The sequence below is a fragment of the Photobacterium aquae genome (assembly GCF_001029445.1).
In the GTDB taxonomy this organism is placed as follows: Bacteria; Pseudomonadota; Gammaproteobacteria; order Enterobacterales; family Vibrionaceae; genus Photobacterium; species Photobacterium aquae.
In genome coordinates this window covers 38,435-53,328 of sequence record NZ_LDOT01000030.1, presented here as the reverse complement: position 1 = coordinate 53,328, position 14,894 = coordinate 38,435, and the positions used below count along the sequence as shown (strand labels likewise).

Sequence of the window (14,894 nt, the reverse complement as noted above, 5' to 3'; positions counted from 1 at the left end):
GATACCCATCGGGATGAATATTGGCCTGACATGGGAATAAAAATTTGTCACTATAGCTAAAAAGAATATCAGGCAGTTAAGGAGCATTATGTCAACTGTAAAGAAGAAGGTTCTTATCTTATTCGCCCATCCTTCGCCGAATCGTTCAGAGATCAATGTGCCTCTGTTTCATTCTTCAGGTGGTCATGATGGCGTGACATTGGTTGATCTTTATGCCGAGTATCCAACTTTTCGAATCAATATCGATCTAGAGCAACAGAGGTTGCGAGAGCATGATGTCATTGTCTTCATGTTCCCTATGTATTGGTACTCAACGCCTGCAATTTTGAAAGAGTGGCAAGATCTGGTATTGGAATACGGTTTTGCCTACGGGACAGACGGAACGGCACTGCATGGCAAGACGTTCCTATGTGCGCTAACTGCGGGCGGGGCAGAATCAGCTTATCGTGCCGATGGCTATAATCATTTTTCGGTTCGGGAGTTATTGCACCCCCTAGAGCAGACCGCAGCTTTGACGGGGATGCGCTATCTTGCTCCTTTTGCATTGTTCGGTGCCCGGACGGCTGCTGAAGAAAGGCGGATTGGGCAGCATTTGGATGATTGGCAAAATGTGTTGCTGGCCTTGCGTGATGATCGCTTGGACTTGATAGCGGCAGGGGCGGCATCGCGCTTGAATGATGATTTGTCCGCCGTGATTAGGGAGGCATAGTAATGACAGGTTATTTTATTCAGGCCTTTATCTATCTTTGCGCTGCGGTGATTGCTGTGCCGTTGGCAAAACGGTTTGGTCTCGGTTCGGTTTTGGGGTATCTCATTGCTGGTGTGGTGATCGGGCCGGTTGTCGGTTTGGTTGGCGACGAGACATTGGACATTCAGCATTTTGCCGAGTTTGGTGTGGTGATGATGCTGTTTTTGGTAGGGCTTGAGCTTGAACCGAGGATGCTGTGGGATATGCGTCACCGCTTGCTCGGGCTTGGCGGGCTGCAGGTGGCCCTCAGCACTGCCATCGTGATGGGCGTGGCGATGTTTTTCGGTACGGCTTGGACGGTGGCACTGGCGATTGGCTTGATTTTTTCCCTGTCGTCAACGGCAATTGTCTTGCAGACGTTTAACGAAAAGGGGTTATCGAGAACCGAAGGGGGCCGTAATGCCTTTTCGGTGTTGTTGTTTCAAGATATCGCAGTGATTCCGATGCTGGCATTGATCCCGTTGCTGGCATTACCGGAGTTGGTTTCTCAGTCTCAACAAGTGGTTGCAGAAGCCGCAGGCCATCATGAGGAGTTGAGCTTGGTGGCTGGTCTACCGGGATGGGCTTATGCGATGGTAATTATTGCCGCAATTGCTGCGGTGGTTGTTGGTGGTCATTTTCTTAGCCGGCCGCTATTTCGTTTTGTCGCCGAGTCAGGTGTGCGCGAGATCTTCACTGCAACGGCATTGATGTTGGTGATTGGTATTGCTGCTTTGATGAGTCTGGTGGGATTGTCACCGGCACTGGGGACATTCTTGGCCGGTGTTGTGCTGGCAAACAGTGAATTTCGTCATGAATTAGAATCCAATATCGAGCCATTCAAGGGTTTGCTGCTGGGGCTGTTCTTTATTACAGTTGGTGCCGGGATCGATTTTTCGGTACTTGTAGACAATATCGGCATGGTGCTTGGTATCACTTTGGCTGTGATGGTTGCCAAGGCATTGGTATTGTTCGTGCTTGCTCTTATTTTTAGAGTAAAGGGAAGCGATCGCTACTTGCTGACATTGAGTCTTGCTCAGGCTGGTGAATTTGGTTTTGTATTATTGAGCTATTCAGTGCAAAACCATGTTCTGCCGCAGGATATCGCACAGGTCCTGGCATTGGTGGTTGCTATTTCGATGTTCCTGACCCCAGGGCTTTTCATTTTATTTGATAAAGTGATCTTGCCGCGCTTTGAAGAGCAGGCCAATGAGCGGGAAGCAGATAAAATTGATGAAACGGGCTCGGTGATTATCGCGGGCATTGGTCGTTTCGGCCAAATTGTCAACCGTCTGTTAGTGGCCAATGGTGTCAAGACAGTCGTTCTTGACCATGAAGCCGGACAGATAGAGAACATGCGTTCTATTCGGATAAAAAGTTATTTTGGCGATGCCACTCGACCGGATTTGTTGCATACCGCGGGTATTGAAGAAGCCAAGCTGCTGGTTGTTGCCATTGATGAGCAAGAGCGTGCGGTGGAGCTGGTGGAATATGTTAAGCATACCTATCCCCATGTTCGTATTTTGGCTCGTGCTTATGACCGTGGTCACCATTATTCCCTTCGCTGCGCGGGGGCAGATTTCATTATCAGTGAGACTTACCATTCCGCATTGACGCTCGGTACTCAGGCCCTTAAGGATTTGGGGGTGCATCCATTTAGAGCCGAGCAATTACGCGAAACATTTATAGAAACGGAAACGCGCAGTAAAGAAGTGCTTTACAAGGCATGGAAAGAGAATACAGAGGACAGTAAGTTCAATGCGACCTATCGGGAATTGTTCATGCAGTTGGAAGACGCATTGAGTGACGTGATGAAGGCTGACAGGCATGACAAGCATGCTTCTTCTGAGCGAGGATGGACACCACCACCGAAAGGCTATCTTGATGCGGTTGCTGAAATGCAGCAAGAACTGGACGAGGCAAAGCCATCAAGTCAGTGATCCATTGAGTCGGTAAGTTCCCCCAAAAGTGCAGAGTGATCTGCACTTTTTTTATGCTCATTATCCGTGAACGGATTAAGTGAACCGATTGCTATTGGAAAGAGAGTTGTTTTCCCCTTCTCTTGGCTTATTTTGCGCAAACGCTTTCGCTTGCAAGATAAACGTTTGCTTTAGTGAAACTAATGTATTTTAAGGGGCGGTAGGCTATTGATTAGCGCGTGGACACAAATATTTACATTTGTTGGATATTTGTACAAGCGAATAGATATCACAAAAAAAATCGCGCAAGGGGGTTGTTAATGTGATCTGTATCTCTATATACTCCGACTCCGGTCAGAACCTTAGAGTTCAGCCACCTTAGTTACAAGCTGTCACCATGGAAAGTGAACGACCCACGGAGTTGGACCGGCATTAGTTTAGCTTGTTAATTTAGGTGACTTATATGTATTGCACTTGGGCGGACAATTTAACCTTGACTGGGCCTTATGGCTTAGCTCCCCTCTTTTCAGCTTTCTCCCCGAAGGCGATGTTCCCCGTTGTAGTACAGAAAGTGACACCTTCATTTTTCGCTTCTTCATCAAGAACCCAAAGCAACAGGACGAAATAATGCAGTTGTTAATTAGTATTGCCGGTATTCTGGTACTGGTATTGTGCGCCTACGCGCTATCTGAAAACCGAAAAGCCATTAATTGGCGTACGGTCGGTGGTGCGTTGTTGCTCCAGGCCGGATTCGCGGCATTGGTATTGTATATACCACTAGGGCAGAAGATGTTGGGTGCAATGAGTAGCGGTGTTGCCAGTCTTCTAAGTTTTGCCGATGAGGGTATCCGTTTCCTATTTGGTGATCTGGCCACTGGTAATTTCATTTTTGCAATTCGCGTTCTTCCTCTTGTTATTTTCATTAGTGCTCTTATTTCCCTTCTATACCATCTAGGTGTGATGCAGTGGGTCATTAAAGTGATCGGCGGCGGCATCCAAAAAGCATTGGGCACGAGCCGCGCTGAATCTCTTGTTGCAACTGGTAATATCTTCCTTTCTCAGGGTGAGTCCCCACTTCTAGTTAAACCATTCCTACCACAAATGACACGTTCTGAGCTATTTGCCGTGATGACAGGTGGTATGGCTTCTGTCGCGGGTAGTGTACTGGGTGGTTACGCTGGCCTTGGTGTGGATCTGAAGTATCTGATTGCTGCAAGCTTTATGGCTGCACCGGGTAGTTTGTTGATGGCCAAGCTTTTGGTGCCAGAGCAAAGTGTAGCGGTTGAGCAAACCGATATCGAAATGGCAAAGAGTGACCACAGCAATGCGATCGACGCGCTAGCTGCTGGTGCAATGAACGGCATGAAGGTTGCTGTTGCAATCGGTACAATGCTGATTGCTTTCGTGAGTGTTATTGCGATGGCGAACGCGGGTCTTGAGACTGTCGGCAGCTGGATTGGTATTCAAAACCTGACTTTCCAGATGCTTCTAGGCTACTTGTTCTCGCCATTGGCTTTCGTTATTGGTGTTCCGGCATCTGAAATGCTGCAGGCTGGTTCGTTCATTGGTCAGAAGATGATTCTGAACGAGTTCGTCGCTTTCCTAGATTTTGTTAGCGTTAAAGAGACCTTGTCTCAGCACAGCCAAGTTATTATCACTTTTGCACTGTGTGGTTTTGCTAACATCGGTTCTATTGCTATCCAGATTGGTTCAATTGGTGTAATGGCTCCTGAGCGCCGTAGTGATGTTGCTAGCCTTGGTTTCAAGGCGGTATTGGCAGCAACACTGGCAAACCTGATGAGTGCTGCTTTGGCTGGTATTTTTGTTAGCCTGTAAGCTGTAACAAACAGGAAAAGCCGCTTCTTATGAGGCGGCTTTTTTATATTTCGGACAATGATAAAATGTGTTCTTAATATTACTGAGTTAACCATCATTTAAAATTGAATAAAAAAAGATAGATGGTAATCATTAAAATTAAAGTAATGATATTAGGTATATTAGCCAAGGTAAACATTTCTTATCCTCTCAGTGGCTTATCTCGTGATCTGTCTTCTTGCTTACAAATCAACTTTTGTTTTTCTCCTTTTGTGACTTGGATGTAAGCGTTTGATTTCAATTGCATTTTTCTTTTGTTTTATTGTTCGGTGTGTGACTCATCTTTGTTTTGTACAGTATAGATTGGCTGTTTTCCTTGATAATTTGTCGGGCTAGTCGCTGATCTTTAGTCATACGTAATCATCTAATATCAGAAACAGGCAGATAATACTGATGATAAAAATAATTATTGGAAGTTGAGGTATTATATTCATATCGTATCCTTACATGGTTGAATAATGTTTATTGAACCCTATGCTTCATCAATGTAGAAATAGGCTCTTTGGTGATGAATCTATTGCAATAAACAGTACCACAGTAAGGATGTGCATATGGTATCATGTGGGTATCAAATGAAATGCGTATATATTTCAGTTAATTAGGCACTGTAGGTTATTGAAATGCCGACTATTGAAGTAGCCGGCATTGTGCAGAAGTTAGCGTTTATCAGTATCAAATTGCTTGATAAGGACAGAGGTATCGGCTCGCTGATAGCCCCGTTGCTGTAATTCTTCGTACTTGGCATCAACTTGCTTGGCGAGGGGAAGCTCGATATTGAGTTTGTCTGCAGCGTCAAAACAGATCCCCAGATCCTTGCGCATCCAGTCAATGGCAAAACCAAAATCAAACTCATCCTTTGCCATGGTTGCCGCGCGATTTTCCAGTTGCCATGAACCTGCTGCGCCATGTTTGAGCACCTCGGTCATTTGCTCAATATCCAGCCCGGCAGCCTTGGCTAGGGTTATTGCTTCAGAAAGTCCCTGTAAAATACCAGCAATACACAGCTGGTTGGCCATTTTGGTAATTTGACCAAAGCCTATTTCTCCCATGAGGGTGGTGGCTTTGGCAAAGCAATCGATTATCGGTTTGGCTTTATTGAAGGTGGTTTGATCGCCGCCAACCATTACGGTTAGGCAGCCATTGACGGCGCCAGCTTCACCGCCGGAAACCGGCGCATCGAGAAAGGCGAGAGATTTTTCGGCAGCATGGGCGGCAATTTCGCGAGAAACATCAGCAGAGGCGGTGGTGTTATCGATGAGGACAGTACCGGGCTTTGCTGTACTGAGGATACCGTGTTCACCACAGTAGACTTCTCGAAGATCATCGTCGTTACCGACACAGGTGAAGACAAAATCTGCGGAAGCTGCCGCTAGGGCAGGGGTCAGTGCATATGCCCCCGGATATGTGTCAGTCCATTGTTTTGCTTTGGCGGTGGTACGGTTATAGACAGTAACGTCGTGGCCAGCATTGGCAAGGTGGCCTGCCATAGGATACCCCATGGTACCAAGGCCAATGAAGGCGATTTTAAATTGTGTCATTGAAAGTATCCTTGTGACATTGTTGTAACCAAGATACACATAGGCACAAGCTTTACAAAAATAATTTTCATCATCGGCGTAATAATTGCTTGTGTCTTGCAATTAGCGCTCCTATTATGCCCACATCTAGTAGGTTTTTGTGTAATGTATGCTAACGATTTTCCTTCGTGTATTGCTGTTGATGATAAGTTTAGGATTGAGTGGAATTAGCCACGCTAATCCTGAACCGGCGGTGTATGCAGGAAATTTAGCAACGGTTGCTGTGCAAATGGCCATTGTCGACAATGGTTCTGGCATGTCGTTGGCTGATAGCACTTCTGCACAAATGTCACCAGCCTATACTCAGCATATTGGTGAATCCTCCCCGTTTGATGTTTTCTTTGCCGCAAGCCATGATTCACCGCAGTCTGAGCCTGATAGCAGCCAGTTTGTTAAGCTGTGGCATAGCGAGTGCAAACTGGAAGACCATTATTCGGGCTATGGTTACCCGCTTAACGAAACAACGGGCAATCAACATTCTTCTGATAGCCGGAGCCTTGACCCCGCTATCAGTGCCTCTTCGCGTATGGCAAATCTGTTGCGCCATGAACAAGAAGAGGGCGATCCGCTTTACCAGTTGGCGATAGAATTGCCAATTGAACCTGCACCGAGTATGACTATCGGTTACCGGGTTGATTTCCACCCTTCCCAAGATTGGGTTCTTCAGGCCAATACCTCTCGCGGGCGTATTGCTGGCTGGAAGGACAGCAATCGCTTGTATACCTTCAAACATCACCGTTCTCTGCACGTTTAATTTATTGCATTAGGGCATAGCCCTTAATTTAAAGCGATGTCTGCTGCGGGTACCCGTAAGCAGAATACGAGATATGTACGTTCTAGTGCCGATGGCAACTAGAATGCAACTGCAGCTTTTTATCTATCGGTGCAGTTGGATTAAACGGCGAATATTTAAATGAGAAAACAGAGCAATCACCGGTTAATGAACCATTATCCGGCATGGAAGTACGTGGTGCTTGTGGTGTCTATTTTGATTATGGCACTGAGCGCAATTCCTACCTGGTACGGCGAAAATGCGGCAGTCCAAATTTCCAACAAAGGTGCCCCCGTTCCGGATATGGTGACCATCAAGCAGGATCTTGAAGGGCACGGCATTGCGGTTAAGCGCATCGATCAAGAAACGAATAAAACGATTGTCGTGCTTGACGATGAGGCCATGCAGAACAAGGCGCGCATTGTTCTTGGTGATTTGATGGGCACTGGCAGTGACAAGCAACTGACTTTGGCGATGACTCCCGCCGCTCCGGCGTGGCTGCAAGACATGGGTTTCGAACCGATTAAGCTTGGCCTCGATCTTCGTGGTGGTGTTCAGTTTCTGCTTGATGTCGATGTGGATCAGGTCTTTCAGGCTCAAACCAATCAGTTAAGTGATGAACTACGCCAGCAGATGCGTAAAGATGGCATCCGCAACGGTCGGGTTGAGGTTGACGGCACAGACAAGCTGGTTATTCGTCTACCAAATGACGAGGCAAATGGCCAGTTGCGCCACTTTGTTCGCCAAAGCTACCCGCAGTGGCAGGCAACAAATGGTTCGGGCAGCAACCTAGAGTTGGTGATGAAAGAAGATGAGAAGCAACAACTTCGTAATCTTACCGTTCAGCAAAACCTGCAAACGATGCGCAGCCGTATCGAAGAGCTGGGTATTACCGAAGCCTTGGTTCAGCGTCAGGGTGAAAACCGTATCCGTATTGAATTGCCTGGTGTACAGGATCCAGCGGCGGCCAAAAACGTTATCGGTGCAACAGCAAGCTTGGCATTCTACCCAGTGCGTGAATTGGGCAGCGGCAGCACTATGGTTCTGCCGGACGAGCAGGGTCGAGATGTCCGTGTTGCGCGCAAGCCAATTTTGGGCGGTGACCACATTGTTGATGCCCGTGCGAGCTTTGGCGAAATGGGCATGCCAGAAGTAAATATTACCCTGGATAGCTCTGGCGGTAAGATCATGTCTGATTTCTCTGGCCATAACATCGGTAAGCCGATGGCGACTGCCTTTAGCGAATACAGCCGAGATTCACGCGGTAAAGCGGTTCAGACCAGCAAGATTATCAGTGTGGCTACCATTCAGAGCCAGCTTGGTAACCGCTTCCGTATTACCGGTGCGGGTTCGATTGAAGATGCTCAGGAGCTTGCATTGTTGCTTCGTGCGGGTTCATTGACTGCACCTGTAACTATTGTTGAAGAACGTACCATCGGCCCTACTTTGGGTGCTGAGAATATCCAAAATGGTTTCGCTGCATTGGCCTTGGGTATGGGTATGACGCTGTTGTTCATGGCGTTCTGGTACCGTCGCTTGGGTTGGGTAGCGAACGTCGCGTTGATTTGTAACATGATCATGCTGTTCGGCCTGTTGGCGATGATCCCTGGTGCGGTACTGACCCTGCCGGGCATCGCGGGCTTGGTACTAACGGTAGGTATGGCCGTTGATACCAACGTGCTTATTTTCGAACGTATCCGCGACAAACTCAGCGAAGGTCGCAGTTTTGCCCAAGCCATTGACCGTGGCTTTAGCAGTGCGATAAGTACTATTTTCGATGCAAACTTCACCACAATGATCACCGCTGTTGTGCTTTACGCCATCGGTAACGGTCCGATTCAGGGCTTCGCTCTGACATTGGGATTAGGTCTTCTGACCAGTATGTTTACCGGTATTTTTGCATCCCGCGCCATTATCAATTTGGTTTGGGGTCGTGATTCACGTCGTGAGGTGAGAATTTAATTATGTTGATTACAATGAAGAACGCGACCAAGTGGCGCTATTTTACCAGCGTGGTGTCTGTGACGCTGATGCTGCTTTCTATTGGTGCCTTGGCGGTAAAGGGACTGAACTGGGGATTGGATTTCACCGGCGGTATTGTTACAGAGGTACAACTGTCTCCTTCGGTAACTAGCCACCAGCTTGATACCCAACTTGATAAAGCGTTAGGCCAAGATGTCTCTGTTATTACTGCGGGTGAACCGGGTCGCTGGGTATTGCGCTACGCTATTCCGAATCAAGGTACAGCACCTGATATCGCTAATGCACTGGCTGATATCGGTAGTAAGGTTAATGTATTGAATACCAGCATTGTTGGTCCGCAGGTTGGTCAGGAATTGGCCGAGCAAGGCGGTTTGGCACTGTTGATTGCCGTTTTGTGTATTTTGGGCTACCTGAGCTACCGCTTTGAGTGGCGTTTGGCATCAGGCTCTGTGTTTGCATTGGCGCACGACGTAATTTTCGTATTGGGCTTCTTTGCGTTGACACAAATGGAGTTCAACCTAACTGTATTGGCGGCCGTATTGGCGATTCTGGGCTACTCGCTCAATGACTCAATCATTATTGCCGACCGTATACGGGAAATTTTGATTGCCAAGCCGAACAAGCCGATTCAGGAAGTGAACAACGAGGCGATTGCGGCTACGTTCTCTCGTACAATGGTGACATCCGGTACAACCCTGATCACTGTCGGTGCGCTATGGTTGCTTGGTGGTGGCCCGCTAGAAGGTTTTTCTATTGCGATGTTCATCGGTATCATGACCGGTACATGGTCATCCATTTCAGTGGGTACGGTATTGCCGGAGCTGTTCCATTTGAACGGCGAGCACTACATGCTGAAGCCGGTGACTGAAGAGCCATAATGGCCAAGTGCTAAAAGATTTGAGCATTTGAAAAGGGTGAGGATTTCCTCGCCCTTTTTATTTGGTTGGAAAAAGCTCTCGTGTGCCGCTGTTGTCCGTGCGGTATGTTGTATTTGTTGACCGCTATAGCAAATAGAGGGATTGTCCACCTGACGAGGTCATGGCTATCCATTGCCTGATTATCTGTGTTACTTTCTTGTTATGGAATGGCTCTGAGTATGGTATCAGGGCGAAGGACAAGGAAATGAGATAAGCATGGCCAAGAAAGCATTAGAAACTCAAATTATCACCGCGGGTCGCTCTGCGAAATGGACCCAGTCTTTGGTTAATCCACCTGTTAGCCGTGCTTCCACGGTTGTTTTCGATTCTGTTGAGTCGATGAAGAAAGCGACGGCTAACCGTGCCAATAAAACCCTCTTCTATGGCCGTCGTGGTACCAATACACATTTTGCATTTCAAGACGCAATGGTTGAGCTCGAAGGCGGGGTCGGCTGCGCGCTGTACCCCTGCGGCACGGCCGCAATCACGAATGCAATTCTGTCGTTTGTTAAAGCGGGTGATCACCTGTTGATGGTGGATGGGGCTTACGAGCCTACCCGTGATTTCTGTGACAAGGTATTGGCAAAAATGGGGGTGGAAACGACCTATTACGATCCCATGCTCGGAGAGGGGATCCGGGATTTGATTAAGCCCAATACGACAGTGATTTTTATGGAATCGCCTTGTTCTATTACGATGGAAGTGCAAGACGTGCCTACGCTATCGCGTATTGCGCACGAGCATGATCTGGTAGTGATGCTGGATAATACCTGGGCATCGCCGATCAACTTCCAGCCTTTTGATCATGGGGTGGATATCTCTATTCAGGCTGCGACCAAATATATTGTCGGTCATTCCGATGTAATGCTGGGGACGGCCGTTGCGAATGAACGCTGCTGGGATCAACTGCGAGAGCACAGTTACCTAATGGGGCAGTGCACCTCTCCTGATGACGTATATCTGGCGATGCGAGGGCTCAGGACATTAGGCGTGCGCCTGAAACAGCATGAGGAGAATACCCTGAAGGTTGCACGGTGGCTTGCTGAGCGTCCGGAAGTGGATCATGTGAGGCATCCGGCATTTCCTGATTGTGACGGACATGAGTTTTTCCTGCGCGACTTTAAGGGAAGTAGTGGGCTGTTTTCTGTTGTGCTTAACCGAGGTAATGCGGAGGCGCTTACGGCATTGCTTGATGGGATGGAGCATTTCAGCATGGGTTATTCGTGGGGGGGATTTGAAAGTCTGATATTAGCCAACGAAAATATTAATCGGCTCAGAACCGCCAAAAAACACGATTTTGCCGGCCCAATGTTGCGCTTGCACATTGGCTTGGAGAACGTGGATGATCTAATTGGTGATCTCGAGGCTGGCTTTGAGCGGCTGAATGTTGTTTTGGCCCAGCAATAATTGCGTATAGCCATCCTCGTTAGATCTGCGACTTCTGCTTGAAGGCCTTCCTATAAGAACGGTGTGCCGATTTCATGACCGAGCTGGCTTAAGAAAGCTTTCATGTAGTCGGTACGTTGGTTGGCCTCTTGCCGAGCGGCGTCGGTATTCATGGTATCGGCGAGAGTAAACAGCTTGGTAAAGAAGTGATCGATGCAATATTGCTTCTCATCTAGCTCACGCACGTTGGCAAAAGGCTCGTCCGCACAATATAGCTCAGCATTAAATTGCGTGCTGACTTGGATACAGCGTGCGATACCAATGGCTCCGAGGGCATCAATACGGTCTGCATCTTGAACGATCGCTGCCTCGAGGCTCTCGACAGGGAGCTCTGCGCTATAACTGTGTGCGCAGATAGCGTGGTGGATGGCTTTTAGATATTGCTCTGGGTAGTTAATGGATGTCAGAAATGTGATGGCATGATCCGCAGCAAGGGTTGAAGCGAGGTGGCGTTGGGGATGATTCTTGGCAACCGTAACGCAGTCATGTAGCCAGGCGGCTGGGATGACAATGCCAAGCTCGGCCTGTTCCTGACGTGCAAATTGCTTAGCGGCGGTTACAACCCTGCGAAGATGTTGGATGTCATGTGCTTTGTCTGCCTGTGGTTGTTGCTTGATAAATGCGGCACACTGAAGTTCTAGTTGTTGCAGGTTGATATTTGTCATTGGTTTATACTCATGATACATGCGTGCCAATCATAATGAGGGTGTAATGAAAAAGACAGCGTATCTCTGCATAGTGATCGGTTTTGGGATGCTTATGGCAGGTTGCAGCAGCAGCGAATGGGAGGATTACCAATTGTTTCCCGATCCCTATGAATACGATGTAAAGTACAACAGCATTTACCATTATGGTTACAATCAGGGTTGCGAAAGTGCGCTGTATGCCAAAGGCGTAGCTAACACGCAGTCACGTACCGATTCTGTTTTGGCCGGAAGTCAAACACGTTTTGATGAAGGTTGGCGAGAAGGCAACCAAGCGTGCAAGAATGGGTTGAGGGTCGTCATGCCTACATCGTTGATCAATGGCTCATCGCCCTATCCGAATAGCATTGCTACAGAGCTCACGGAGGGGGAATCATCCAGTTCCCAGTACTTGCCGCAGTGAGTTGTCTTGGATAAGTTATTGATGGCCTGATTGTTCAACAGTAATAAAAACAGACCCGATGGGGTCTGTTTTTAACTAAGTGCCTAGTTGCGATATTCAATTAACCTAGCCGGGTCATCTTGCTATCGTTCGCTGTTATGGCAAATGTCACTTAGTGGGTCGGTCTTGTCAATTGTTGGACCTGTCCGTTGGCAAACGAGACAGGCACGGCAGCATGTACTTCAGGAAGCAATAGGTAGGCTTCTTGCTCTGCATCGTTAACCACTTCTACAACAATTTGTAGGTGCTTACGTAATGCTTTTTGCAAGCCTGGAGTACGAATTTTTTTCCCTTGGGTGCCAAACTGACTATATTGACCTTTACTGGAATAAACCCAGATATTGAAGGGGTTCTCTCCATTTTCGAGCTGATCGATAAAATCGTCGATGTGTCTCATAAAAGTCCTTTTATTATATCAATACAAATCATATTGATTGTTCTATTATGGAACTAAGGCCATATATTTCAATTTAAGTAATGATGAACATATTCAAGATGTGAACTGTGTAACATTGTGTTGAAAATATAAGCGCCTTATTTCTCTAGCTTAATTAATTACCTATCAATCAATGAGCATTTTGATTGATGGGTGTACGGTAATTCCTTTTTGATATAATCTCAACATCCAAATTGTTAAAGTTTGAGTACGATCATTTGGTTTAATTTACAATGAGATAGGTTGTATATGGGCCTTATTGTGCGTCGCGAAGCGAATAATCGCTTTATCATGTGGAGGAATTTTTAGGTGGGAAATATTTGTGCTTGGGCGATGAAACATGACATAGAAAGAATTTATCATGATAATGAGTGGGGGCGTCCTAATTTTGACGATAAATATTTGTTTGAGTTCATAACATTAGAAGGGGCACAAGCAGGATTAAGCTGGTATACAATATTAAAACGTCGAGAATCTTATAAAAAAGCATTTAATGGCTATGATTTAGATATTTTATCGAGCTTTGGAATAGAAAGGGTAGATGAAATAGTTGATCAGTTTGATGTAATTAAACATCGGGGGAAAATCGAGTCAGTTTTTAGCAATGCCAAGGCTGCGAAAGCATTGGTTGAAGAATATGGCAGTCTGGCTAATGCATTATGGCAGTTTGTTGATCATCAGCCGGTCGTCAATCAACGGCAAGTGATGGCAGAGATCCCAACGTCTACCGAGCAGTCAAAAGCCATGAGCCGTTTTTTGAAAAAGAAAGGGTTCAAATTTGTTGGGGAAACCATCTGTTACGCATTTATGCAAGCTGTGGGGATGGTTAATGATCATCTCGTTGATTGCCCTTATTATCATATGGCAAATAAGGACAAGCGAGTGGATCGCTAATGCCAGTCAAGCAAACGTCATTCAAGATGTCTGTTGAGGGAGCGGTTGCTGGCTTAAACGCGCTATTGATAGCGTTTGGGTATAGTGAATAGTCATAAGCCTATGATATTCTGGAAGGCTGTATCTTCGTTAAATCTAAACGCTACTAAGAAAACGATATGTCTGATAATCCTATCAAAGTTATATACCGAGCGACGTGGGTAGGTTCTATTGCCAACGTGATTCTCGCTGTTTTGAAAATCACGGTTGGTAAGATTACCGGTAGCCAGGCTCTCGTTGCCGATGGTGTCCACAGTTTTTCGGATCTCATCACTGATACTGCTATCTTGATTGGCTCTCGTTATTGGACTGCCCCTGCAGATAAAGAGCATCCGTATGGGCATGGGCGTTTTGAAACGTTGACCAATATTTTTATCGGGGTGCTTTTGGCTTTGGTCGGTATAGGTCTTGGTTGGGATGCAGTGAGTGCCTTGGGGCATGAGGAGTCGACTCCGCCAAGTATGCTGGCATTCTGGGCTGCAATGGCATCCATCATAGTAAAAGAAGTGCTGTATCGTTGGACCATCGTTCAGGCGAAGCTCATCAAAAGCCGTTCTCTTCACGCTAATGCATGGCATCACCGTTCGGATGCCTTGAGCTCATTACCCGTTGCTGTTGCTGTGATTGCCAACATTTTTATTCCAGATCTAAATTATCTTGATCAGGTTGCTGCCCTGATCGTTACGGCGATGATTCTGAAAGCGGCGTTTGAGATTCTGTGGCCAGCGATCAATGAATTGACCGATGCCGAGGCTGATAGTGAACTGAATGATAAAATTCTGCACTATGCAGAGCAGGATCCGGATATCCGTGAAGTGCATGCGATACGCAATCGTCGTACGGGAAGCAGTATTTTGCTTGATTTTCATATGCTTGTTGATCCAACCCTAAACGTAGAGGCTGCGCATACAATTAGTGAGAATTTTAAATCTCATTTGTTGAAAGAGCTGGATGAGGTTGTTGATGTGATTATTCATATCGAGCCTTACACCTGTGCTGAGCGGGTGGTTAATCCTTGCTGCGAGAATAAGGACTGTCAGTAAGTCTCGGTTCAGTTATCTGTCATAGCATTAGGTGGTGCAGGACGTATTATCGTGCAGTAGACACCACAGTTCTTAATATAGCCGCTGCTGAGTGACTCAGTGGCGGTTTTGTGTTCTTTG

13 protein-coding genes are annotated in these 14,894 nt (G+C 46.8%); 10 read left to right on the top strand and 3 right to left on the bottom strand.

All coding sequences use genetic code 11. The features are described from left to right. The first annotated feature begins 88 nt into the window (after positions 1-88). The 3 genes from ABT56_RS18605 to ABT56_RS18595 all read left to right on the top strand — a co-directional run bounded on the left by ABT56_RS18605 (position 89) and on the right by ABT56_RS18595 (position 4,482). Complete coding sequence (locus ABT56_RS18605; RefSeq protein ID WP_047880411.1) at positions 89-709, top strand: NAD(P)H-dependent oxidoreductase; 621 nt, start codon at positions 89-91, stop codon at positions 707-709. Positions 710-711: 2 nt separating this feature from the next. Continuing rightward, positions 712-2,667, top strand: coding sequence for a monovalent cation:proton antiporter-2 (CPA2) family protein (locus ABT56_RS18600; protein WP_047880410.1), 1,956 nt, complete (start codon positions 712-714; stop codon positions 2,665-2,667). A 606-nt stretch (positions 2,668-3,273) separates the two neighbouring features. After that, positions 3,274-4,482 carry a NupC/NupG family nucleoside CNT transporter gene (locus tag ABT56_RS18595; protein ID WP_047880409.1) on the top strand — a complete coding sequence of 403 codons (1,209 nt, stop codon included), beginning with the start codon at positions 3,274-3,276 and terminating at the stop codon, positions 4,480-4,482. Positions 4,483-5,177: 695 nt separating this feature from the next. Here ABT56_RS18595 and ABT56_RS18590 read toward each other — a convergent pair. After that, positions 5,178-6,059: an NAD(P)-dependent oxidoreductase gene (locus tag ABT56_RS18590; protein WP_047880408.1), complete on the bottom strand. Its 882-nt coding sequence runs from the start codon at positions 6,057-6,059 to the stop codon at positions 5,178-5,180. Between the two features lie 148 nt (positions 6,060-6,207). Between ABT56_RS18590 and ABT56_RS23355 the strand changes: the two genes are divergently transcribed. From ABT56_RS23355 to ABT56_RS18570, 4 genes are all read left to right on the top strand, one after another. After that, on the top strand, positions 6,208-6,852 hold the full coding sequence (locus ABT56_RS23355; RefSeq protein WP_157037907.1) for a hypothetical protein: 645 nt from the start codon (positions 6,208-6,210) through the stop codon (positions 6,850-6,852). 159 nt (positions 6,853-7,011) lie between these two features. Then, positions 7,012-8,832: a protein translocase subunit SecD gene (gene secD, locus ABT56_RS18580; protein WP_047880407.1), complete on the top strand. Its 1,821-nt coding sequence runs from the start codon at positions 7,012-7,014 to the stop codon at positions 8,830-8,832. Positions 8,833-8,834: 2 nt separating this feature from the next. Continuing rightward, positions 8,835-9,731 (top strand): protein translocase subunit SecF, encoded by an 897-nt coding sequence (gene secF, locus ABT56_RS18575; protein WP_084722402.1) that lies wholly within the window; start codon positions 8,835-8,837, stop codon positions 9,729-9,731. Between the two features lie 255 nt (positions 9,732-9,986). Next, positions 9,987-11,177, top strand: a complete 1,191-nt coding sequence (locus tag ABT56_RS18570) for a cystathionine beta-lyase (RefSeq protein WP_047880406.1) — start codon at positions 9,987-9,989, stop codon at positions 11,175-11,177. 50 nt (positions 11,178-11,227) lie between these two features. Here ABT56_RS18570 and ABT56_RS18565 read toward each other — a convergent pair whose 3' ends face one another. Further along, entirely contained in the window at positions 11,228-11,881 is a 654-nt protein-coding gene (locus ABT56_RS18565) for an HD domain-containing protein (protein WP_047880405.1), read from the bottom strand. 46 nt (positions 11,882-11,927) lie between these two features. Here ABT56_RS18565 and ABT56_RS18560 point away from each other — a divergent pair, with 46 nt between their 5' ends. Continuing rightward, a complete protein-coding gene (locus tag ABT56_RS18560; protein WP_205626105.1) occupies positions 11,928-12,323 on the top strand; it encodes a hypothetical protein in 396 nt (131 codons plus the stop codon). A 151-nt stretch (positions 12,324-12,474) separates the two neighbouring features. On the opposite strand, the gene ABT56_RS18555 is transcribed toward ABT56_RS18560, so the two are convergent. Then, positions 12,475-12,759 (bottom strand): hypothetical protein, encoded by a 285-nt coding sequence (locus ABT56_RS18555; RefSeq protein WP_047880404.1) that lies wholly within the window; start codon positions 12,757-12,759, stop codon positions 12,475-12,477. Positions 12,760-13,131: 372 nt separating this feature from the next. On the opposite strand from ABT56_RS18555, the gene ABT56_RS18550 reads away from it, so the two are divergent. Beyond that, positions 13,132-13,692: a DNA-3-methyladenine glycosylase I gene (locus ABT56_RS18550; protein WP_047880403.1), complete on the top strand. Its 561-nt coding sequence runs from the start codon at positions 13,132-13,134 to the stop codon at positions 13,690-13,692. A gap of 158 nt (positions 13,693-13,850) precedes the next feature. Beyond that, positions 13,851-14,774: a cation diffusion facilitator family transporter gene (locus ABT56_RS18545; RefSeq protein WP_047880402.1), complete on the top strand. Its 924-nt coding sequence runs from the start codon at positions 13,851-13,853 to the stop codon at positions 14,772-14,774. Positions 14,775-14,894 lie beyond the last annotated feature (120 nt).

Bases quoted from the DNA above. Each gene is read 5' to 3' on its own strand.
- ABT56_RS18560 (WP_205626105.1), top strand. From the start codon at position 11,928: ATGAAAAAGACAGCGTATCTCTGCATAGTGATCGGTTTTGGGATGCTT.
- ABT56_RS18590 (WP_047880408.1), bottom strand. From the start codon at position 6,059: ATGACACAATTTAAAATCGCCTTCATTGGCCTTGGTACCATGGGGTAT.
- ABT56_RS18555 (WP_047880404.1), bottom strand. From the start codon at position 12,759: ATGAGACACATCGACGATTTTATCGATCAGCTCGAAAATGGAGAGAAC.
- ABT56_RS18595 (WP_047880409.1), top strand. From the start codon at position 3,274: ATGCAGTTGTTAATTAGTATTGCCGGTATTCTGGTACTGGTATTGTGC.
- ABT56_RS18565 (WP_047880405.1), bottom strand. From the start codon at position 11,881: ATGACAAATATCAACCTGCAACAACTAGAACTTCAGTGTGCCGCATTT.
- secD (WP_047880407.1), top strand. From the start codon at position 7,012: ATGAGAAAACAGAGCAATCACCGGTTAATGAACCATTATCCGGCATGG.
- ABT56_RS18545 (WP_047880402.1), top strand. From the start codon at position 13,851: ATGTCTGATAATCCTATCAAAGTTATATACCGAGCGACGTGGGTAGGT.
- ABT56_RS18600 (WP_047880410.1), top strand. From the start codon at position 712: ATGACAGGTTATTTTATTCAGGCCTTTATCTATCTTTGCGCTGCGGTG.
- ABT56_RS18605 (WP_047880411.1), top strand. From the start codon at position 89: ATGTCAACTGTAAAGAAGAAGGTTCTTATCTTATTCGCCCATCCTTCG.
- ABT56_RS18550 (WP_047880403.1), top strand. From the start codon at position 13,132: ATGAAACATGACATAGAAAGAATTTATCATGATAATGAGTGGGGGCGT.
- secF (WP_084722402.1), top strand. From the start codon at position 8,835: ATGTTGATTACAATGAAGAACGCGACCAAGTGGCGCTATTTTACCAGC.
- ABT56_RS23355 (WP_157037907.1), top strand. From the start codon at position 6,208: ATGCTAACGATTTTCCTTCGTGTATTGCTGTTGATGATAAGTTTAGGA.
- ABT56_RS18570 (WP_047880406.1), top strand. From the start codon at position 9,987: ATGGCCAAGAAAGCATTAGAAACTCAAATTATCACCGCGGGTCGCTCT.